Below are 22,954 nucleotides of genomic sequence, written 5' to 3'. Positions count from 1 at the left end.
GATTAAAAATAATAATGATTTGGACAACTAGAATTTATTCTAGTTGTTTTTGTTTTGGTTGAGGAATATTTTAGATAATAGTATAATTATTTATGCATTTTGGAGGAATATATGAAAGAACGAGGTTATTTTTTAACGATTTTATCTGCGATTATTTTTGGGTTTACACCAATATTAGCTAAAATTACATATAATATGGGTAGTAATGGGATTACTTTAGCTTTTTTTAGGCATTTATTTGTCATACCGATATTGTTTTTAATAATTAAATTATTAAAAATTAATTATAAAATTACACTGGAGCAATTAAAGAAAATTATTTTAGTAGGTGTAATAGGAAATGCTTTTACAGTTGCAATGTTATATACATCGTATAGTTATATTCAAGTAGGTAGTGCAACAGTATTGCATTTTCTTTATCCAATGTTTGTTTCATTGATTTGCTTTTTTTATTATAAAGAACAGTTATCAAAAGCAGTAATAATTTGTTTAGTAATTGCAAGCATTGGAATATTGTTTTTTATTGAGGGTGGAAATACTTCTTTTATTGGTTTGTTTTTAGCGTTATTTTCGGGAATAACGTTTGCTTATTATATAGTTGGTGTTGAAAAATTAGGTTTACAAACAATTAATCCTTATGTTTTAAATTTTTATTTTGCAATTGTAATTGCTATTACATTACTAATTATTGGAATTATTAGTAATCAATTAGTTTTAAGTTTACCAATGAAGGCATATAGTTATTCATTTATAATTGCTATTTTAACTTCAATCATTGGAATAATTTGTTTACAACAAGGGATAAAATATTTAGGCGCAACAACAGCTTCAATATTAAGTATGTTTGAGCCAGTTACTAGTGTTATTTTTGGAATTATTATTTTACATGAACGATTGACAATTGTTAAAGCAAGCGGTTGTTTGATTATTTTAGGGGCAGTAATTGGACTAATAGTAAGTAGTTCAAAAAAGGAAGACTAATGTGTTTAAGTATATTATAGCGTTAGATCAAGGAACAACCAGTAGTCGATGTATTATTTTTGATTATTATGGAAAGATTGTAGCAAAAGCACAAAAAGAAATCACACAGATATTTCTTAAACCTAGTTGGGTTGAACATGACCCAATAAAAATCTGGGAAACACAATTAGAAGTGATTAGTGAAGCAATTAAAGCAAGTAATGCTAAAATGAATGAATTTGTGGCAATTGGGATTACTAATCAACGTTAAACAACGGTAATTTGGAATAAAGAAACAGGTAAGCCAATTTATAATGTTATTGTCTGGCAGTGTCGAAGAACGGCCAAAATGGTTGATAAATTAAATGAAGATGGTTTAAAATAAAAAATTATTGAACCAAGAGCTTTAATGGTAATTTATTTAGCGTGATTTGCAGTTGATTTTTGGAAAAGTAAAGAGAAAAAATAACTGACTATTAAATAAAAACTTTAAACCAGTCATTGATAATACACAAAGAGATCAATTATTAACTAATTGGCATAAAGCAATTCATTTAGCATTATTATGGAAAGATATTTAAAAAGAAAAGAGTATAGATTATTGATTAATAATTTATACTCTTATTATTTTGAACTAAAATTAGTTAAATAGGTAATCTAATAATATATAAAATCTAATTATATATTATTTTTTTAAATAAAAATGGCACAGATTTTAATAAATATACAATAATTTTAAAAGATGAATGTTGTTACTAAAATAATTTAAAAAAAAATATCGGTTATGGTAGAATTTTTATTAAAGGAGATGAAAATTATGGGGCGATTGGTATTAGGTCTAGATATTGGAATAACCTCTGTTGGATATGGGGTTATTGATATTGATAAAAATGAATTTGTTGATTATGGAGTTCGATTATTTAAAGAAGGAACTGCTATTAATAATGAAGAAAGAAGATCGAAAAGAGGAGCTAGAAGATTAAAAAGAAGAAAGACAAATCGAATAGCAGACATGAAAAAGCTTTTAGAAAGAAATGGATTAATTGATGAGCAATATACGGCCTTAAATAATCCCTATGAAATTAGAAAGAAAGGTCTAAAGAATAAGCTTTCAAATTATGAATTAGCAACTGCAATTTTACATATTACAAAAAATAGAGGAACTTGTTTAGAAAGTAATGCAGATGAAACTCAAGATGAAGAAAGTACAAAAAATATCTTATCTAAAAATGCACTGGAATTAAAAGATAAATATATTTGTGAAATTCAATTAGCTAGATTAGAAGAAAGTGGAAAGATTAGGGGGATTAATAATAATTTTAAAACCGAAGATTATTTAAAGGAATTAAGTAAGATATTAGAAAATCAGGATTTAGAAAAAGAAACAATTGATAAAATAAAAGAAATTGTAGCTAGACGTAGACGTTATGATCAAGGTCCTGGAAGTGAAAAATCACCAACACCATATGGTAGTTATCGAATGGAAAATGGTGAATTAGTACATGTTAATCTTATTGATATGATGAGAGGAAAATGTAGTGTTTTCCCTGACCAATTAAGGGCACCACAACAATCATATAGTGCAGAATTATTTAATTTGTTGAATGATTTGAATAATCTAAAAATAAATGGTGAAAAATTATCTAGTACTGAAAAACAAAAAATTATAGATTTTGTAAACGAAAAAGGTGGTATTACTGTAAAACAACTTTTGAAACTAATTGATGTAGGAATTACAGAAATAAGTGGTTTTAGAATTGATAAAAATGAAAAGCCATTAATTACAGAATTTAAAGGATATAAAAAAGTATTAAAAGTCTTTAAAAACTATAATCAAGAAAGTTTGTTAAATGATAAAAGTATTGTTGATACGATTATGGATATTAACACAAAAATTAAGAGCATTGATGAAAGATCAGACCAATTAAAACAAGTACTACCTAGCTTAGATACATCAATTATAAATGATTTAGCTTCTATAAAAGGAGTATCAGGATATCATTCTTTATCATTAAAAGCATTGAATTTGATTAATAATGAAATGTTAAAAACAGAAATGAATCAAATGCAAGTATTACATCAATTAGATATTTTTGATAAAAATAGGGTATCATTAAAAGGACAAAGACAAATATACGCTGATGATAATGCAATTTTATCACCAGTTGCTAAAAGAGCGCATCGTGAAACTTTTAAAGTAATAAATAAATTAAGAAGTATTTATGGTGAATTTGATAGTATTGTTATTGAAACAACTAGAGATAAAAACACTCAAGATCAAAAGAAAAGAATAAAAAATAACCAAAAAAATTATGAAGAAAGAAATACTGAGGTAAATAACTTTTTAAAAGAAGCAGGATATAATCCCGAAAATATTAATGCTAAAACAAAAATGAAAATAAGATTATATATTGAACAAGACGCTAAAAGTGCCTATACATTACAAGACATAAATTTAAAAGAATTAATCGAAGATGAAAAAGCATATGAAATAGATCATATTATTCCTATTTCGATTTCTTTAGATGATTCATTTAATAATAAGGTGTTGACAACACATGATGAAAATCAAGAAAAAGGTAACCTAACGCCAATATCAGCGTTTTTAAAAGGAAAATTTCATAATGGTAACTTAAATACTTATAAAGTATTTATTCAAAATAATAAAAATTTAAACAGAAAAAAGAAAGAATACTTATTATGTGAAGATGATATAACTAGATATGAAGTAGTTCAAAATTTTATAAATCGTAATTTAGTAGATACTAGCTATGCATGTAGAACAGTAATGAATACTTTAGTGCACTATTTTAAAGATAATGAAATAAATACAAAAGTACATACTATAAAAGGACAGGCAACAAGTACTTTTAGAAAAAGAATAGGTCTAATTAAAGATCGTGAAGAGGATTATTTCCATCATGCTATTGATGCATTAATTGTTGCATCTTTGAAGAAAATGAATTTAATAAATTCATATTTAATGAAAGTTGATTTTAATGAAATGTATGATGAAGAAACAGGTGAGATATTTAATGTCTTACCGGATAACAGTTATTTAGATGAAAAATATATTTCATTTGTTTCAAATTTAAAAAATATTTATGAAGAATCAAATAAATATATTAGAGGCGTAATGATAAAAGAGAAAATGACGTATCCATTGATTAAAGTATCACATAAAATAGACACGAAACCTAATCGTAAAATTTCTGATGATACTATATATAGTACGCGTAATGTAGACAATCAAGATATGTTAGTAGAACGTATTAAAAATATCTATGATCCTAAAGAAAATGCAGCAAATACATTAATTAATGACATTATTAATGATAATACTGATAAATATATTATGTATCATAAAGATCCACAAACTTTTGATAAAATAAAAGCAATTGTTTTAAATCATTTTAATGAATTTAAAACAGATAAAAATTGCTATATTGTAACTAAAGAGGGATTATATAAATTAAAAGGAACAAGTCCTTTAGCTTTATATTATGAAGAGTTTGGTCCAATTACAAAATATGCTAAAAAGAATAATGGACCTACTATTCATTCAATGAAATTCTATTCAGAAAAATTAGGAAATCATTTATCAATCACGCATAAATACAGTACGGTAAATAAAAAAGTTATTACTAAACAGATAAGTCCATATCGTACAGATTTTTATCAATCGCCTGAAGGAAAATATAAATTTGTAACAGTTCGTTATAAGGATGTAGCATATAATGCAAAAAAAGATAAATATATAATTGATCATAGCTGGTATAGAGAACAAAAAAAATTGAAAAAAATTGCTGATGAATGGATTTTTGTTTGTTCAGTACATCGTGATGAATTAATTGGTATTATGAAAGCGGATGGACAAAAAAGAATTTTTGATTCATCAACTGAAAGTGATGGTGAAACTTTATATCATGATGCTAAAACTTATGAAATCTTAAAATTTACTGCAACAAATAATGATATTACTGGTAGATTTGAAGTCAAACCAATCTATTGTTATTGTAAAAAACAACTAATGGTAAGTATTGGAACGTGTAGAAAGATTCAAAAATTTGCAACTGATGTATTAGGAAATCTATATATTGTTAAAGATAATGTGTTGAAATTAGAGTTTAAATAGGATATAATGAATATGGTTATATTCTAGCAAAAATTTATATGACCTAACAAAACAAGGGTTTATCCCGGATTCGGCTCTTTTTAGAGCCTTTTTTTTGTATATAAAATGAGTCATAGAATAATATATATTGAAAAATGTGAATGTTTGAGATTATATTTAGATAATTTAAAAGTTGAATGGAAAGATGATGAGCTTTTATTACCAATCTCAGATATTCAAATATTAGTAATAGACAATTATAAATCGAATTTAAGTGTTCCATTAATTAACAAATTAACTGAAAATAATGTATGTACTATTTTGTGTGGAATTGATCATTTACCTAAGAGTTATATATATCCAATGAATGGTCATTTTTCTCAAAGTGGTAATATTGATAAACAAATAAACTGGGATAATACAAAAAAACAAATAATTCATCAGAAAATAGTTAAAGCAAAAATTTATAATCAAATAGAAGTTTTAAAATATAATAATAAAAATTCTTTGGTTATTGATAAACTAATGCAATTTATGAATGAAGTCGAATTAGATGATATAACAAATCGTGAAGGATTATCAGCGAAAATGTATTTTAGAGAGTTGTTTGGTGATGATTTTATTAGATTTGAAAATGATGTGATTAATGCAGGATTAAATTATGGTTACAGTATTTTTCGTTCACTAATAACATCAATTATTGTAGCTAAAGGTTATTTACCTAACATGGGGATTTTTCATAGAGGAAAACAAAATATGTTTAATTTAAGTGATGATATTATAGAAGTATTTAGACCAATTGTTGATAATTATGTTTATAATCATATGCTTGAAGATATTTTATTTAAACAAGAACATCGAGAACAACTTATTCAATTAATATTAAAAAAAGTAATTATAGATAACCGAAAACAAACTATCACTAATGCAATTTATGTTTACCTTGAAAATATTTTTAAAGAAATTGAAACTGGTGAATTATCTTATATATTTCCTAAATTGGATTTTTATGATTTATGAGTTTATGAGATTAGTAATATTTTTTGATTTACCAATGACTACTAAAAAAGAAAAGCGTGTTTACAGTCGATTTAGAAAATATTTAATAAAAAATGGATATATGATGATGCAATATTCCGTATATTGTAAAATATTTCCTAATCGTGATGCAGCAGTTAAGCATGTTTCAATTTTAAGAAAAAATGTTCCCAATGATGGACAAATTAGATTGCTTATGGTTACAGAAAAGCAATATTCTAAAATAGAAATAATTGTAGGTGGTAAATCTAATCAAGAAAAAATAATTAATAGCGAGTCATTTATTAAACTATGAAAAATTTAGTTATAAAAAAAGGAATATATAAATATCAATTACAAATAGATAAGATTAAATATTGCTTAGGTTTTAATTTTGTAGAAAAGTATCAATTCAAAAATATGCTTTTTGAATATTTTTATAATTCAAAATTAAGTGAATACAGTAAAGAAAATATTGGTGAAGTATGTTTGGAAATAAATGAAAATAAAATAAAAAATAGAGACGTTTCTTTTTATTATGTGGATCATAATTATTCAATTGATATAGATTTAAAATTAAATAGTAAATCATTAATATCAGCATATCTAGAGATGTTGTTGTTGGATGAACAATATATTGACACAATTAATTCAATCAATATCTTATTTGAAGCTTTTGCTAGTGAATTGGATGATAATTTAATTACATCTAAATTTATCACATATACACCCAAACAATTTTTAAAAATACTCTCACCTATGTTTTGTTATGAAGAAGAGCAAGCAAATGAACATGATTTATCATATAATGAATTAATTATTTTTCAATTAAAAATGATTAATTATATTGCTAAAAAGCAGCAAAAAATAGTTGTTTGTCTTGTAGAAATACCTGAATTAACAATAGAAATAAATGAAATTTTAAAAAATATGAATAATTGCATAGTTATTGTTTTACTTTGTAAATACAACTTAGAATTGAATCTAAAAGATATAATTTTGTTTGATAACATAGTCTTAGATTTAAATGATGAAGAACAGCTTTATAACTATTTTATTGACAAAGGAATATACACGGTACAGGAGGCTAAAGATAAAATGAAAAAAATTATTGATAATGGAATTACTAAAATTGATATGTCTATACTAAAAGACTAAAATTTTATGATTTATTAGTTTTCAAATATATGCTATTATGTATTTGAGGTTTTGTTACCATATGGATTTTTGCTAGAATGAGACCAGAATGGAAAAAAATATGTATATCCTATTGTTTTGTTACCATATGGATTTTTGCTAGAATGAGACATTACCGTATACCCTAGCATCATCGCATACGTTTTGTTACCATATGGATTTTTGCTAGAATGAGACTTGAAACTGATAAATGTGATGGGTGCGTATGTTTTGTTACCATATGGATTTTTGCTAGAATGAGACGAAATTCATCACTAAATATATCTAATTTAGGTTTTGTTACCATATGGATTTTTGCTAGAATGAGACTACCACCGGTTGGACTTTGTTTAACTAACTGTTTTGTTACCATATGGATTTTTGCTAGAATAAGATGAACATAAGGTTTGTCCATTTTGTCCGCCAGTTTTGTTACCATATGGATTTTTACAAAAGTGGATGATCATAGATTATATATTTTTATTATAAAACGGAAAATAAATAAGACAGGATCAATACTAATCTATTGATTCTGTCTTTTTAGATGATAATCTTTAATTTTATTCTTCCATAATAAACATTTTATATATTGCTCTAATTGCATTATTAAAATGAATATTTTTAACACCAACAATAATATTTAATTCTGAAGAACCTTGATCAATCATTTTTATATTAATATTTTCACGTGCTAAAGCTGTAAATATTTTAGCAGCAGTGCCACGACCATCTTTCATTCCTCGACCCACGATTGCAATTAAAGCTAAATCTGATTCTAACTCAATTGAATCTGGTTGAACAGCACGATGGATACCAGATAAAATTTCTTGTTCTTTTTTGATAAAAGATTGTGTTTCAACAATGATTGTCATTGTATCAATTCCTGAAGGAGTATGTTCATAGGAAATATTATTATTTTCTAAAACTTGTAAGACTTTACGACCAAAGCCAATTTCACTATTCATCATGTCTTTTTCAATCATAATTGTTGCAAACCCTTTTTTACCCGCAATTCCAGTAATTACATGATCAGGTTTATGACATGTTGTTTCAACAATCAAAGTTCCTGGATCTTCAGGATTATTAGTGTTTTTAATTTGGATTGGAATTCCTTCACTACGTACTGGAAAGATTGAGTTTTCATGAAGAACACTAGCTCCCATGTATGATAATTCTCTTAATTCTTTATATGTTATTGTTCTAATTGTTGCAGGATTTCTAACGATTCTTGGATCAGCAATTAAAAATCCCGAAACATCAGTCCAATTTTCATATAAATCAACATGTCCATTTCGAGCAACAATTGATCCTGTTACATCACTACCACCGCGTGAAAATGTTTTTATTTTTTTACTGCCATCATTTAATGAGCCATAAAATCCTGGAATAACAGCATTTTTTATTTTACTTAAACGCTTTGATAAAATAGGATCAGTCTTTGTTTCATCATAATTTCCATTTTCATCAATAAAAATTACTTCACTAGCATCAATAAATTCAAATCCTAAATAATTAGCTAAAACAATTCCATTTAAATATTCACCACGACTTGCAGCGTAATCAATTCCAACTTTTTCTAAAAATGCTTTTTTTATTACCTTAAATTCATTTTCTAAAGATAAATCTAGATTTAATTCATCGATAATATTCTGAAAACGATGTTTAATTTGATTAAATATCGTTTCAAAAGTTTTATTATCCTTGGCATTATATGCCTGATATAATAAATCTGTTACTTTAATATCTTCACTAAAACGTTTTCCTGGTGCTGAAGGCACTACAAAACGTCTAGATTCATCACTTTTTATAATTTTTGCAACTTTTTTAAATTGAGTTGCATCAGCTAAAGATGAACCCCCAAATTTAACTATTTTTTTCATGTTTTTCCCCCTTAAAATCTCTTTAATAAAAAATAACATTTTTTTATTATTTCATCAAGTTAATTATATAAAAAGATCTTTTTAACAATTTTTAGTTAAGTAATTAATATATTACTTGAAAAATATTGACTGTTTTTGATATAAATAAACTGGAGGAGAAAAAATGGAATATATTAAATTAATAGGTATTGTTATAATTGTTGTGGGATTTGCACTAAAGTTAGATGTACTAGCTGTAGTCATTGTTTCTGGAATTGTAACAGGATTAGTATCTGGAATAGATTTTATAGAAGTTTTAAGAATATTAGGAGAATCATTTGTGAATAATAGATTGATGTCTATTTTCTTAATTATTTTTCCAGCGATTGCAATTATCGAAAGATATGGTTTAAAAGAAAGAGCCGCATATTTAATTGGAAAAATCAAAAATGCATCAGCTGGAAAAGTTTTATGTATCTATAGTGTGATTAGATCAATTGCATCAGCGTTAAATGTAAGAATTGGTGGCCATGTACAATTTGTTAGACCACTAATTTTACCAATGAGTGAAGCAGCAGCAACTGCTAGAAAGAAAGCTCCTTTAACAGAAAATGAAAATGAAAAAATTAAGGGATTATCAGCAGCAGTAGAGAATTATGGTAATTTTTTTGCACAAAACTGTTTTCCTGCGAGTTCAGGAGTTGTTTTGATTCAAGGTACATTAGTTGGTTTAGGGATTGAAGAAGTTACTTTATCAATGATTGCATCTTCTTCTATGTATATTGCTCTTATATCTGTAGTACTTACATTTATTCAAGTACTTTGGTTTGATAAGAAGACAAAGAAAGGAGATAAATAATGATCGATTTTTTAGGTACATATTTACCAGAGTTTTTCTATGTCTTATGTGGTTTAGTAAGTTTTGATACAGCATACCGTGCTACTAAAAATAAAGAGGCTCGTATTGGAACTTCATTATTTTGGTTTTTATTAGGAGTTATTTTTATGTTTGGAAAAATAATTCCACCTGTTGGTGTTGGAGTACTATTAATTTTAATGGGGTGTTTAACAGCTTTAAAACAAGTTAAAATGGGCAGTTTTGTAGAATCAACTCCAGAATTTAGAAAAAAAGCCAGCGAAAGAGTAGGTAATAAAATTTTTATTCCTGCTGTTGCTATTGGGGTAGTTGCATTATTGTTATCATTTATTCAATATAGTAGTGATGGAATATATTTTGTATTTAAACAAGTCGTAATTAAATTGATATCATTTAGTAGTAATGGTGATGTTGGTTTAACAGCATTAAATGGTGCGGTAATGACAGGAATTGGTTGTTTATTAGCGTTTTTATTAGCGCTTATTATATGTAAACCAAAGATGTCAGAAACTAGGGCTGATACATCACGTCTTTTAATGCAAGTAGGAGCGGCATGTTTATTACCACAATTATTAGGAGCGCTTGGAAGTGTGTTTTCTGAAGCAGGAGTAGGTGATGTGATTTCAAATATTATTGCAGGTGTTATTCCAGCTGGTAATCCTGTTATAGGGGTTATTGTTTATGTTTTAGGAATGGTTATTTTTACAATGATCATGGGTAATGCTTTTGCAGCTTTTACAGTTATTACAATTGGTATTGGTTATCCTTTTGTAATTGCTCAAGGTGGTAACCCGGCAGTTATTGGTGCTTTAGGGATGACAGCTGGTTATTGTGGGACTTTATTAACTCCAATGGCAGCTAATTTTAATATTGTGCCATGTGCGGTCTTGGAGACTAAAGATCAAAAATGGGCTGTTATTAAAGAACAGTTACCAATGGCATTAATTATGATTGTTATTCATATTGTTTTAATGTTAGTTTTAGGTTTTTAGGAGGTAATGATGAAAATATTAGTAACAGGATTTGATCCTTTTGGTGGTGAAAAAATCAATCCAGCAATTGAATCAGTAAAAAAACTTCCTGATGAAATTTCAGGAGCAAAAATAATTAAATTAGAAATTCCTACTGTTTGTCATCAATCATTGAAGGTAATTGATGAAGCGATTGCAAAATATAATCCTGATATAATTTTGTCAATTGGTCAAGCAGGCGGACGCAGTGAAATTAGTGTTGAAAGAATTGGGATAAATATTGATGATTGTAGAATTCCTGATAATGCGGGAAATCAAATTATTGACGAACCTGTTTTTAAAGATGGACCTGCAGCATATTTTGTTAATCTCCCAATTAAAGCGATGGTTGCTAAGATAAAAGAACATCAAATTCCAGCAGCAGTATCAAATACAGCTGGTACATTTGTATGCAATCATGTTACATATGGTGTAAGACATTTAATAGAAACAAAATATCAAGGTAAAAGAAGCGGTTTTATTCATATTCCTTTTTTACCACAACAAGTAGTTGATAAAAAAAATATGCCTTCGATGTCTTTAGATACAATTGTTCAAGCTTTAGTTTTAGCTATTGAAGCAATTGTTGAAACAAAAGAAGATATTAAAGTTACTGGAGGTGCCACTCATTAATGGCAAGAATTTTTGTATATGGGACATTACGTACAGGAATGTACAATTATGATCAATATTTAAAAGATAAGCAGAGCTTTAAAAAATATGGTTATATTAAAGGTAAATTGATGAGTATTAAGGGTCAAAAATATCCAGCTTTTTTACTTGAAGGTGATGATATGATTTTAGGTGAGATTCATGAAGTTGATGATGAGTTTATCAAGGTATTAGATGTATTGGAAAGTTATTTTGGTGAAAATAATCCTAATAATGAATATAATAAAATTGTTTGTGATATTTATGATGATAATGAAACGATAATTGAACAAATTCCTGTTTATGTCTATAATGATAAAAATGAGGATAATGCTAGATTGTTGGATGAAGAAATTGGAAATGATTTCGTTAAATATTTTTTAAATAAGAGCTAGTAATAGCTCTTTTTTGATTATATACTAATAAAAAGGAGAAAATATATGGAAGATTATGTAATTGGGTTTGCTAAAAAAATATTAGCTATTGATAGTCCTACGGGATATTGTAAAAATGTAATTGAATATGTTAATAAAGAGGTAAAGAAAATGGGTTATCAAACTTCAATGAATAATAAGGGAAATTTATTTATTCATGTTGAAGGAAAGAGTGATAAAACAATTGGATTATGTGCGCATGTAGATACTCTTGGTCTAATGGTAAGAAGTATCAAGGAAAATGGAGATTTATCTTTTACTAATGTAGGGGGACCGATTATTCCTACTTTAGATGGTGAATATTGTCGTGTTATTACTCGTGATAAAAAAGTATATACTGGAACGATTTTAAGTGATTATCCAGCAGCACATGTATATGAAGAATCGAAAACAGCAATTCGTAAATGTGAAAATATGCATATTCGTTTAGATGAAATTGTTAAAAATAAAGAAGATGTAAAAGATTTAGGAATTGAAAATGGTGATTTTATTGCAATTGATCCTAAAACAGTATATACAGATAGTGGTTTTTTAAAATCAAGATTTTTAGACGATAAGTTAAGTGTTGCTTGTTTAATAACAGTTTTAAAGGAGCTAAAAGAAAAGAATATTGTTCCATCTAATAATGTAACTATGATAATCTCAACTTATGAAGAAGTTGGTCATGGAAGTTCTAATATACCTGAAAATATTAGTGAATTGATTGCGGTTGATATGGGATGCATTGGTGGTGATTTAGCATGTAGAGAATATGATGTAAGTATTTGTGCTAAGGATTCAAGTGGACCATATGATTATGAAATTGTTTCTAAATTTATTGAACTTGCTAAAAGTAATGATTTAAATTATGCGGTTGATATTTATCCGTTTTATGGAAGTGATGTAAGTGCTGCTTTAAGAGGTGGCAATGATATTAAAGGTGGGTTGATTGGACCGGGAGTTCATGCTTCACATGGTATGGAGCGTAGTCATAAAATGGCTATTGATAGTACAATTAAACTTATTTTAGCTTATTTACAAGATTAAAATAGACACCAAACATAACTCAAATAGAGATGTTTGGTTTTTATTTTATTTATTTACATAATTAAAAATGATCAAATTTTTCTTAAAAATTACAAATATAATTCCTTGCTAATGCAATATTTATCAAGTATCATAATAATAGAAAGGGTTTACACTATATCGTAGGAAAGGATAGGAGATGATATAAAAAATAAAAATTTTGATCATTAAAATATTTTAAATATGTATATTAAAAATGTCATTAACTATGGAGGAAGATATGAAAAAGAAAATAAGTGTTCTTTTCTTAACATTAATGATGGTTGTTGGATTGTTACCATTTTCATCGATTAATGTTAGTGCACAAGAATCAGAACTAATTATTAATGACTCTGAAGTTGGTCAAGAATTGCATCAATTCAATTACCAAGGAAATTGGGGAACAAGTGAAGGTTATCCAGAGCGTTTTTATGGTGGAGATGAACATTGGTTTAATTTTCAACGTTATACACAAGGAGATCCATTACCAAGTTATGAAATTAAATTTAAAGGAACTGGTATTGAATTATATGGTGAAAAACAACCTCAATTAGGTATTTATAATATCTATTTAGATGGTGAAAAAATTGATACTGTTGATGCTTATAGTGCACAAAATGTAGCAAGCGGAAAAATTTATTCAAAAACAGGTATTGAGTATGGTGAACATACTTTAAAAGTAGAGTTATCTAATACTAAAAATCCTTCATCATCAGCATGTGATGGGGAAATAGATTATGCTAAAGTATTAGGAGTACAAGAAGAACAAACAGATACTTTTGTTTCTAAAATCGAAGACAGTGATGTAACTAATGATAATGAATTATTCAAATTTAAATACACTGGAGCTTGGACAGCAGGAACAGGTAGTAGTGCTTTTTCAAATGGTGATGAACACTATGCACATGCAGGTGATTATTTTGAAATTACATTTATTGGTACTAAAGTAGAAATTTACGCTACATTAGATAGTGGGCATGGTGTTTATGATGTGTTCATTGATGGTGAAGCGGCAGGAACAGCTGATGGAACTACAACAGGTGGACGCGTTAATCAACAATTGATTTATGAATCTGAAGAATTATCAGATGGACAACATATAATCAAAGTTATGTTACCAGAAGATGCTACTGGAGCAATTCAAGTAGATTTTGCAAAAATCTATCATGGACCAATCGCTCCTACAGGAATTTCATTAAGTGAAACAGCTGTTCGTTTAGAAAGTGGTATGACTAAACAAATTACAGCTGAAGTATCACCAAGTGTCGCAACTAATAAAGATATTATTTGGGAAAGTGAAGATGAAACAGTTGCAACTGTAGATGAAAATGGACTTATTAGGGCGGTTGGTACTAAGGAAGCTACAACAACTGTAACTGCTACAGTTAAAGGAACTGATGTTAGTGCAACTGTAGATGTAAAAGTAGTACCAGCTATAGAATATTTATCTGCTACAGTAGGTGATATTAATGCCTTAGACACACAAGAAGACTATAATGATTTGATTGCAGCATATGAAGATAGTTGGAAAGATGTAGCTTGGAAAGGTGATGTTTTAAATTCTAAAATTATTACTTGTACAAGAAAAGCAGTAAACAATGCTCAAATTACAGCAACTGATTTTGTAAGTGGTGATGCTGTTATTTCATCTGATAATGTTGAAATTAAATGGCTAAAAGAAATCAAAGCTAATATTGGTCGTGGAAATTCTTCCGCACCAGTTAAATCATTCCCAGATATTATTTATAAAGGTGGAAGTCTTGATATCGAAGCTAATAAAGTACAACAAGCTTGGATCAATATCAATGTTCCAAAAGATGCTAAACCAGGAGTATATAAAGGAACAGTAACTGTAACTGCAGATGAATTAGAAACACCTTATGTATTTAACTATGAATTTGAAGTATTGGATTTAGTACAACCAGAAACTAGTGAAGTAGGTACAGAAATTCAAGTTTGGCAACATCCATTCTCTGTTGCAAATCATTATTTAGGATTAGGTTCTACTCCATCTGGAGGAATTTCAAATGAACTTGCAGAAGATTTCTATTTTACAGAAGAACATTTTAATTTAATGAGAGCATCAATGGAAGAATATCGTGATTTAGGCGGAAGAGATGTTGTTGCTAATATTGTAGAAGAAGCATGGAATCATCAATCATATTATAATGATTTATCAATGGTAAAATGGACAAAGAATGCAGATGGAACATTTGAATTCGACTATACATGGTATGATGCATGGATTAATTTCCAAATTGAATGTGGTGTACTTGATCCAGAAAATGGAATTGGACAAATCAAATGTTATAGTATTGTACCATGGAATAATCAAATCGCTTATTATGATGAAGCAACACAACAAACAGTAAAAAGATCATATACTCCAGGAAGTGCAGACTGGAAAGAGATATGGGAAATTTTCTTAACAGATTTCATGAAACATTCAAAAGAAAAAGGATGGTTTGAAATCACATATATTTCAATGGATGAAAGAGGATTGGATCAATTAGAACCAGCTGTTGAAATGATTGAATCAATTACAGATGAAGAAGGGAATCATTTTAAAATTTCATCAGCATTGAATTATGCAGCACCACAATACTATGATTTTACAGATAGAATTGATGATATTTCAATCAATCAAGGTAATGCTGCTAATAGAGAACAAATGCAAGCATTATCACAACATCGAAAAGAAAGAGGATTGAAAACAACAATTTATACATGTACAGGAGATTATCCAAGTAACTATACAATCAGTGATCCAGCAGATAACTATTGGACAATGTGGTATTCATTAACTACTCAAACAGACGGATTTATGAGATGGGCATGGGATAACTATGTATACAATATGCATGAAAACATCAGTTATCGTTATTGGGAACCTGGAGATGGATGGTTTATCTACCCAGTAGAAAAAGAAGAATTAGATGAAAATTATAATGCTTCTTTCTATAGTACTCCAAGATACGAAATGCTTAAAAAAGGAATTAGAGATATTAATAAAGCAAAATATCTAATGGAACAATCAGATGAACTAAAAGAAAAAGTTAATGATTTAGTTGGTTCAATGGAAATCCCAAATGCTGGGGGATCTTATGGAAGTAAGGTACCAGCAAGTGAAGCTGATCGTCAATTAGTATATTCAGAAGTAAATAGAATGAAAGACGGAATTATTGAGCTTTCAAGAGAACTATTAACTGAAACACCAGGAACAGTAAATAAAGTTGCCTTAGAAACAGCAGTAACTACTGCTAAAGCTCTTGTAGAACAAGGAGCATTAGATGATGTTATTCCTGCTGTAGTAACAGAATTCAATGCAGCACTTGCAGAAGCTGAAACAATCTTAGCTGATCTAAATGCTGATCAAGCTACTGTTGATACATCATTCTTCCGTTTAGCAAAAGCTATTCAAATGGTAGACTTTAAAAAAGGTAATAAAGAAGAATTAATTAAATTGATTGAAGAATACAGTAAACTTGATGAAAAAGATTATACAGCAGATTCATGGAAAGTATTCAAAGATGCATTAGATGCAGCAATTGCTGTTAATGATGATGTAAATGCATTAGAATACGAAGTACAAGATGCATTAAATAACTTAAAAGACGGATATGCTCAATTAGTTGTAGTAGCAGATAAGACTGCATTACAAGCAATGGTAGATAAAATTAATGGATTAGACAGTGAATTATATACAGAAACTTCATGGAATAATTTAACTGGTCCAATGACTACTGCTCAAGCAGTATTAGATAATCCAGCAGCAACACAAGATGAAGTAAATGCTGCTTATGAAGCATTAGTAAGAGCATACTTAGATTTAAGATTAATTCCTAATAAAGATTTATTAGAAGAATTAATCAATAAGGCAGAAGGATTAAACGGGGCAAACTATACAAAAGCAACATTTGATGGCTTAACAAAAGCATTAAATGAAGCAAAAGCAGTATTTGATGATCCAGATGCAACTCAAGAAGAAGTAGATAATGCAAAAGATGTTCTAGCCAAAGCTCTTGCAGGATTACAAGCAAGTACACCATCAAATGTAGATAACACAGTAAGTACACCAGTAAATAATGGTGATACAACTGCAAGTGTAAAAACCGGAGATGAAAGCTTAGCAGGAATGTTTGCAACAATTGCATTATTAAGTGTAGCTGGATATACAGTACTTAGAAGAAAAGAAAATTAAAATTTGTTATGCAAAAGGTAATATTTTATTGAAAATGTTACCTTTTTGGATACATTTGTTGATTTATGAGAATTTTGCTACATATTTATAAATGATATAATGTTAACAGATAGAAAAATATATTAATTTTGACATGTATTTATGAATTAATAGTAGTATAATATAAACAGAGGTAAGGAATTAAATAAGGGTGGTAAAATAAATAAGATATTATTTTTACTTGGAAGTTATAGTAAATGAAAAATGTTGTAAATTTATGCTTTATTGTTATTTTTAAGTAATGTGATTTAAAATTTTATTTTACGAAATAATATTGATAATAGTTATTTTTATATATGAATTTGATGATTTTAGTAAAGTTAAAAATATATTATATTTTATAGCTGAATAATTAATTGTGTTTTTTATTTATTTTTTACAACAATATGAGAATGATTCTTTGATTAAGTATAAAAAATACCTAATATTATAATGTACATATGATTGATTTTATAAAAAAATAATTAGTTATAAAACGTTTGTTAAAGTAAGCGCTTAAATATATAGAGGAATGTGTTATTGTAATGATATATTGGATAGAAAATAGTAAGATAGATAAGAGGAATATATAATAATATTTATTCTTTCTGTCTTTTTGATAAAATTATTTTATTTAAAAAAAGAAGTAGATATTATAGGAGGTGATAAGGGAAATTTTTAATGGGGAAAAGTTTAATAAATAGTTTATTAGGTACGTAGTAATACGGGAAAGGAAAAGAATATGGGGAAAAAATTAAAAAAAGTATTAACAATCGTTGTAACATTTGCGATGGTATTTAGTTCATTGATTATATTAAATCCAGTAAATGCAGAAGACGAGGAACAAACATATGCTGTTTTTCCAACACCTCATGAAGTAGTTTACAGAGAAGGAAATTTTGTTATTTCTGATGATGTAAATGTAGTATATGGTAAAGGAATTGATAGCTATACTAAAGATCATACAGTTGATGTATTAGGTTTATTAAATAAGACATGTACAGTTGGTGAAGCTGTTAATGTTGAAAAAACAAATGTAGTTGTAGGAATTTATAATTCTGATGATTATGTAGACAAATATTTTAAAGAAAATAATTTAATTGATAGTGAAGAATTATTTGATAAATATGATTCTTATATTTTAAGTATTAATGATGGTACTATTGCAGTACTAGGAAAAGATACTGATGCTGCTTTCCACGGGATAACATCATTAAAACATATTTTTACACAAGTAGAAGATAGTACTATTTTGAACTTGAAAATGAATGATTATGCAGATGTTAAGGCCAGAGGTTTCATTGAAGGATATTATGGAAATCCATGGTCAAATGAAGATCGTGCAGATTTAATGACTTTTGGAGGAGATTATAAATTAAATCAATATATCTATGCTCCTAAAGATGATCCTAAGCATAATAGCAATTGGAGAGAATTATATACTAAAGAAGAATTAGAAGGAATATCTATGGCTGCAGAAGCAGGTAATAGAAGTAAATGCTATTATGTATATGCATTACATCCATTTATGTCAAACGCCTTTAGATTCTATTCTGATGAAGTTTATAATGAGGATTTAAATGTTGTTAAAACAAAATTTGAACAATTAATGGATGCAGGAATAAGACAATTTGCAATCTTAGCTGATGATGCTTCTATGCCATATGGAGGCGATTCAAGTTATATAAGATTAATGACAGATTTGACAAATTGGTTAAATGAAAAACAAGAAACAGTAGAAGGATTAAGAACAGATATGATGTTCTGTCCAGCTAATTATTATGGAAATGGTACAGGTGTAACAGGATTAAGAGGAATGCCTGAAAGTGTTAAAATCATTCAAACTGGTGGACAAGTATTTGGATCAACAAATTCAACTTTCTTAAATAATTTCAATAACAGTATGTCAAGAAGCCCATATATGTGGATTAATTGGCCATGTAGTGATCAAACTAAAGATGGATTAATCATGGGTGGAGCAACTAGATTCTTAATTCCAGGTGCTGATCCAGAAAAAATAGCTGGAATTGTTTTAAATCCAATGCAACAATCAGAAGCAAGTAAACATGGAATTTTGGCTAATGCAGATTATGCATGGAATATCTGGGAAAGTGAAAGTGATTATGAAAAAGTATGGCATGATTCTTTCAATTATATGGATCATGGAACAGTTTATGATACAGAAGCATCAATTGCTCTAAGAGAACTTGGAAAGCACATGATGAATTCTAATACAGGAATTCCAGAATCTGTAGAGCTAGCACCAAAGTTAAGTCAATTTATGAGTGATTTAAGAGCTGGAAATGATATTATTGCTCAAGCAAATGACTTAATTGATGAATTTACATTATTACAAAACTGCGCTAATACTTATACAAATAATCCAGGAAATGAAAGAACAAGAGACCAAATTATTTATTGGTTAGATTGTTGGAAAGATACAACAGAAGCAGTTATAAATTATTTAAATGCTGCTAAAGCATTACAAAATAATGAAGAAACAAGTGTAATTTGGGATTATTATTCAAATGGACAAACTGCATATGATGCTTCAAGAGAACATGGTTTCCATTATGTTGATCATACAGAATATGCAAGAGTAGGTAGACAACATATCTATTCGTTTATGCAAAATTTAGATACTAATTTATATGGTAAAGTTATAGGACTTATTAATCCAGGACAACAGAATGTTACGTTTATTACAAATCGTTTAGATGGTGCAACAGGTACAATCAGTAATGTATTAGATAATGACGCAAGTACGGAAATTATTTATAAAGTACCTAATTCGATTGAGGCTGGTACATATGTTGGTCTTGAGTATAGTAAGCCAATTGATATTAATAGTGTTACATTTAGATTAGGACAAAGTGGAAATTATAATGATACTTTCCAAAGAGCTAAAGTTCAATATACTACAGATGGAGTAGAATGGATAGATGTTAATGGTGAAGAATATAATTTACCACAAGAAATAAATATTACTGGTCTTGATTTAAAAGGTGTAAAAGCAATTAGAGCAATTGCTACTGCAGATAGAACAAATACATGGTTAGGGGTTCGTGATATCGTAGTAAATGACGAAAGTGGTAATACTGGTACTAAATACCCTGCAAATGTTATTAAAACAGACACTTATGAAGTTTATAGTAATTATTATGAATCTAGATTGACTGATGAAAGCGATGATACTTTTGTATGGTATAATAAAAATTCTAAAGTAGGAGATTTTGTTGGTCTTGATTTAGGTGAAGTAAAACCATTAGGTTTAGTAAGATTTGTTATGGGTGCTTCAGGAAATGATTATTGGGCTGGCTATGATTTAGAATATTCAACAGATGGTCAAAATTATACTGTATATGGAAGTTACAGTCAAAATGTAGAAAAGAAAACAGTAGAAGCAGATTTAACAGGAGTCAATGCTCGTTATGTACGAGTTAGAAATACTAAAGAAAAAAATGTTTGGTTAAAAATGTCTGATTTTAGAGTTAATAAACCAAAAGATACTTTTGTTGATACAAATAATGAAAGTTTAAAGAATATTGCAACAGTAATTGATGCAGAAAAAGCATCAATTGTACCACCAGCTGATGCTATTACATTAAATTCTGATGAATATATTGGAGTTACATTATTAGGAATTAGAGAATTAGCAAATATTGATTTACAATTGGTAAATGGTGAAGCATTAACTTTACAAGTATCTAAAAATAACCTTGATTGGGTAGATGTTGATTTACAAAATGCAGACTTACCTAGTGCTCGTTATGTAAGATTGATTAATAAAACAGATACACCAATTACATTTGAACTTACTAAATTTTTAGTAACAGTTAATGCTGGTGATGCTGCATTTGAAGCAAGTGCACCTGAAGTAAACGGTTATGCACCACAAAATATGTTTGATAGTAATTTATCTACTGCATATAAACCAGATACTACAGAAGCAGGATATATTAGTTATACACTTTCTGAAAAATTAGATGTTACAAGAATGAACATTATTCAAAAAGGAGACGTTTCTAATGCTAGAGTATTAGTGTTAGTAGATGGTGAAAATGGTAGAGAATGGGTACAAGTAGGTACTTTAAGCAAATCATTGAATGAAATCTATTTACCATTCTGGGATAATATTTATGAATTGAAATTTGAATGGGATGCAAATAGTGTTCCAACTATTACAGAAGTAATTAAATTAAATGGTATTGATTTATTACCAAATCGTAGTGTATTACAAGAATATATTAATGGTTTAAATATTGATGAAGATGAATATACACCAGAATCTTATCAAGTATTTGCTGAAAAATTAGCTGCTGCTAATGAAGTATTAGCTAATAATAACAGTAATCAAAAAGCTATTGATAATGCACTAGCTGATTTACAAACAGCTGTAGAAAACTTAGTTCCTAGTGTTGAAGCTGATAAAACAGCATTAAAAATTGCAATTGATCTAGCAAATGCAATCACTGATGAAGATTTAGCTAATGTTGTACCAGCAGTAGCTGATGAATTCAAAGCAGCAAGAGATGAAGCTAATGCTATTTACGGTGATAGAGGCGCAACTCAAGAAGAAATAAATAATGCATTTGACAGACTTGCAAGTGCAATGCATATGTTAGACTTTGTAAAAGGAGATAAAACAGCATTAAAAGCATTCATCAATAAAGTTAGTGGATTAGAAGCTGATAAATATACAGAAACTACATGGGCAGCATTTGAAACAGAATTAAATGAAGCTATAGCAGTATATAACGATGAAAATGCAATGCAAGAAGAAGTAAACAATGCATACAGTGAATTAGTAACAGCATTCTTGAACTTAAGATTAATTCCAGATAAGAGCTTATTAGAAGACTTAATCAATCAAGCAAATGGATTAAATGCTGTAAATTATACAAAAGCAACATTTGATGGATTAACAAAAGCATTAAATGAAGCAAAAGCAGTATATGAAAATCCAAATGCAACACAAGAAGAAGTAGATAATGCAAAATTTACATTAGAAAAAGCAATTGCCGGATTACAAACAGTAACAACTGATAACACAGTAAGTACACCAGTAAATAATGGTGATACAACTACAAGTGTAAAAACAGGAGATGAAAGCTTAGCAGGAATGTTTGCAACAATTGCATTATTAAGTGTAGCTGGATATGCAGTATTAAGAAGAAAAGAAAATTAAAATTTAACAGAAGGTAACACTTAGCTAAAAGTGTTACCTTTTTGGATACATTGATAAGTTAATGGGAATTTAAATGAATTCTTGTCAATGCTATAATATTTATGGGTAGTAGATTAATAAATATTCGTTTAGTGTAAGCCTTTTTAATAAATATTTAAATTTTTAATAGTTTATATATTTATAATTGATTTATTAAATGCTACCTTTTTAATTTTATGAATAAATTTCTAATATTTTAATTAACATATATTAATTTTTGTGAATTGGAAGATTTTTTATAAAGAAAGACAACTATATTAAAGTCAAGTAGTAGATTATGAAATAGTATGAAAATAAATTACTTGAAAATATAGTATTTGATCTTTGAAATTGTGAATGAAAAAATGTTAAAAAGAACTATCGTAA

13 protein-coding genes, 1 pseudogene and 1 CRISPR repeat array are annotated in these 22,954 nt (G+C 28.0%); of the genes and pseudogenes, 13 read left to right on the top strand and 1 reads right to left on the bottom strand.

Translation table 11 applies throughout. The features are described from left to right. The first annotated feature begins 111 nt into the window (after positions 1-111). From NQ543_RS09270 to NQ543_RS09245, 6 genes and pseudogenes are all read left to right on the top strand, one after another. Complete coding sequence (locus tag NQ543_RS09270; protein ID WP_004609646.1) at positions 112-981, top strand: DMT family transporter; 870 nt, start codon at positions 112-114, stop codon at positions 979-981. A 1-nt stretch (position 982) separates the two neighbouring features. Then, positions 983-1,345: pseudogene (locus NQ543_RS09265) on the top strand (FGGY family carbohydrate kinase). 432 nt (positions 1,346-1,777) lie between these two features. Beyond that, on the top strand, positions 1,778-5,095 hold the full coding sequence (gene cas9, locus NQ543_RS09260; RefSeq protein ID WP_039904014.1) for a type II CRISPR RNA-guided endonuclease Cas9: 3,318 nt from the start codon (positions 1,778-1,780) through the stop codon (positions 5,093-5,095). 105 nt (positions 5,096-5,200) lie between these two features. Then, positions 5,201-6,094 (top strand): type II CRISPR-associated endonuclease Cas1, encoded by an 894-nt coding sequence (gene cas1 / locus NQ543_RS09255; RefSeq protein ID WP_004609649.1) that lies wholly within the window; start codon positions 5,201-5,203, stop codon positions 6,092-6,094. Positions 6,095-6,098: 4 nt separating this feature from the next. Next, positions 6,099-6,407: a CRISPR-associated endonuclease Cas2 gene (gene cas2 / locus NQ543_RS09250; protein ID WP_039904073.1), complete on the top strand. Its 309-nt coding sequence runs from the start codon at positions 6,099-6,101 to the stop codon at positions 6,405-6,407. Then, a complete protein-coding gene (locus NQ543_RS09245; RefSeq protein WP_004609651.1) occupies positions 6,404-7,249 on the top strand; it encodes a hypothetical protein in 846 nt (281 codons plus the stop codon). The genes cas2 and NQ543_RS09245 overlap by 4 nt, the downstream gene beginning before the upstream one ends. A 48-nt stretch (positions 7,250-7,297) precedes the next feature. Further along, positions 7,298-7,663: a CRISPR direct-repeat array (repeat unit 36 nt; unit sequence GTTTTGTTACCATATGGATTTTTGCTAGAATGAGAC). Positions 7,664-7,827: 164 nt separating this feature from the next. Here NQ543_RS09245 and NQ543_RS09240 read toward each other — a convergent pair. Next, the gene (locus tag NQ543_RS09240; protein ID WP_039904016.1) at positions 7,828-9,147 is read right to left on the bottom strand and encodes an aspartate kinase; all 1,320 of its coding nucleotides are present in this window, start codon (positions 9,145-9,147) and stop codon (positions 7,828-7,830) included. Between the two features lie 163 nt (positions 9,148-9,310). On the opposite strand from NQ543_RS09240, the gene NQ543_RS09235 reads away from it, so the two are divergent. The 7 genes from NQ543_RS09235 (at position 9,311) to NQ543_RS09205 (ending at position 22,549) form a co-directional block, all read left to right on the top strand. Continuing rightward, positions 9,311-9,985, top strand: a complete 675-nt coding sequence (locus NQ543_RS09235) for a DUF969 domain-containing protein (RefSeq protein ID WP_004609654.1) — start codon at positions 9,311-9,313, stop codon at positions 9,983-9,985. Further along, positions 9,985-10,995 carry a DUF979 domain-containing protein gene (locus tag NQ543_RS09230; RefSeq protein WP_004609655.1) on the top strand — a complete coding sequence of 337 codons (1,011 nt, stop codon included), beginning with the start codon at positions 9,985-9,987 and terminating at the stop codon, positions 10,993-10,995. The genes NQ543_RS09235 and NQ543_RS09230 overlap by 1 nt, the downstream gene beginning before the upstream one ends. A 9-nt stretch (positions 10,996-11,004) precedes the next feature. Continuing rightward, positions 11,005-11,646, top strand: a complete 642-nt coding sequence (gene pcp / locus NQ543_RS09225; protein WP_004609656.1) for a pyroglutamyl-peptidase I — start codon at positions 11,005-11,007, stop codon at positions 11,644-11,646. Next, complete coding sequence (locus tag NQ543_RS09220) at positions 11,646-12,059, top strand: gamma-glutamylcyclotransferase family protein (protein ID WP_004609657.1); 414 nt, start codon at positions 11,646-11,648, stop codon at positions 12,057-12,059. The genes pcp and NQ543_RS09220 overlap by 1 nt, the downstream gene beginning before the upstream one ends. Positions 12,060-12,104: 45 nt before the next feature. Beyond that, complete coding sequence (locus NQ543_RS09215; RefSeq protein ID WP_004609658.1) at positions 12,105-13,124, top strand: M42 family metallopeptidase; 1,020 nt, start codon at positions 12,105-12,107, stop codon at positions 13,122-13,124. A 259-nt stretch (positions 13,125-13,383) separates the two neighbouring features. After that, complete coding sequence (locus tag NQ543_RS09210; protein WP_222848070.1) at positions 13,384-17,343, top strand: glycoside hydrolase domain-containing protein; 3,960 nt, start codon at positions 13,384-13,386, stop codon at positions 17,341-17,343. A gap of 760 nt (positions 17,344-18,103) precedes the next feature. Beyond that, positions 18,104-22,549: a beta-N-acetylglucosaminidase domain-containing protein gene (locus tag NQ543_RS09205; RefSeq protein WP_004609660.1), complete on the top strand. Its 4,446-nt coding sequence runs from the start codon at positions 18,104-18,106 to the stop codon at positions 22,547-22,549. Positions 22,550-22,954: the final 405 nt, after the last annotated feature.

Source organism: Thomasclavelia spiroformis DSM 1552 (assembly GCF_025149465.1).
GTDB lineage: Bacteria > Bacillota_I > Bacilli_A > Erysipelotrichales > Coprobacillaceae > Thomasclavelia > Thomasclavelia spiroformis.
The sequence above is the reverse complement of the archived record's forward strand: the minus strand, read 5'-3'. Positions and strand labels throughout refer to the sequence as shown.

Excerpts from the sequence above, each read along its gene's own strand:
- cas2 (WP_039904073.1), top strand. The coding sequence starts at position 6,099 with ATGAGATTAGTAATATTTTTTGATTTACCAATGACTACTAAAAAAGAA.
- NQ543_RS09270 (WP_004609646.1), top strand. The coding sequence starts at position 112 with ATGAAAGAACGAGGTTATTTTTTAACGATTTTATCTGCGATTATTTTT.
- NQ543_RS09245 (WP_004609651.1), top strand. The coding sequence starts at position 6,404 with ATGAAAAATTTAGTTATAAAAAAAGGAATATATAAATATCAATTACAA.
- cas9 (WP_039904014.1), top strand. The coding sequence starts at position 1,778 with ATGGGGCGATTGGTATTAGGTCTAGATATTGGAATAACCTCTGTTGGA.
- NQ543_RS09205 (WP_004609660.1), top strand. The coding sequence starts at position 18,104 with ATGGGGAAAAAATTAAAAAAAGTATTAACAATCGTTGTAACATTTGCG.
- NQ543_RS09235 (WP_004609654.1), top strand. The coding sequence starts at position 9,311 with ATGGAATATATTAAATTAATAGGTATTGTTATAATTGTTGTGGGATTT.
- cas1 (WP_004609649.1), top strand. The coding sequence starts at position 5,201 with ATGAGTCATAGAATAATATATATTGAAAAATGTGAATGTTTGAGATTA.
- pcp (WP_004609656.1), top strand. The coding sequence starts at position 11,005 with ATGAAAATATTAGTAACAGGATTTGATCCTTTTGGTGGTGAAAAAATC.
- NQ543_RS09240 (WP_039904016.1), bottom strand. The coding sequence starts at position 9,147 with ATGAAAAAAATAGTTAAATTTGGGGGTTCATCTTTAGCTGATGCAACT.
- NQ543_RS09215 (WP_004609658.1), top strand. The coding sequence starts at position 12,105 with ATGGAAGATTATGTAATTGGGTTTGCTAAAAAAATATTAGCTATTGAT.
- NQ543_RS09210 (WP_222848070.1), top strand. The coding sequence starts at position 13,384 with ATGAAAAAGAAAATAAGTGTTCTTTTCTTAACATTAATGATGGTTGTT.
- NQ543_RS09230 (WP_004609655.1), top strand. The coding sequence starts at position 9,985 with ATGATCGATTTTTTAGGTACATATTTACCAGAGTTTTTCTATGTCTTA.
- NQ543_RS09220 (WP_004609657.1), top strand. The coding sequence starts at position 11,646 with ATGGCAAGAATTTTTGTATATGGGACATTACGTACAGGAATGTACAAT.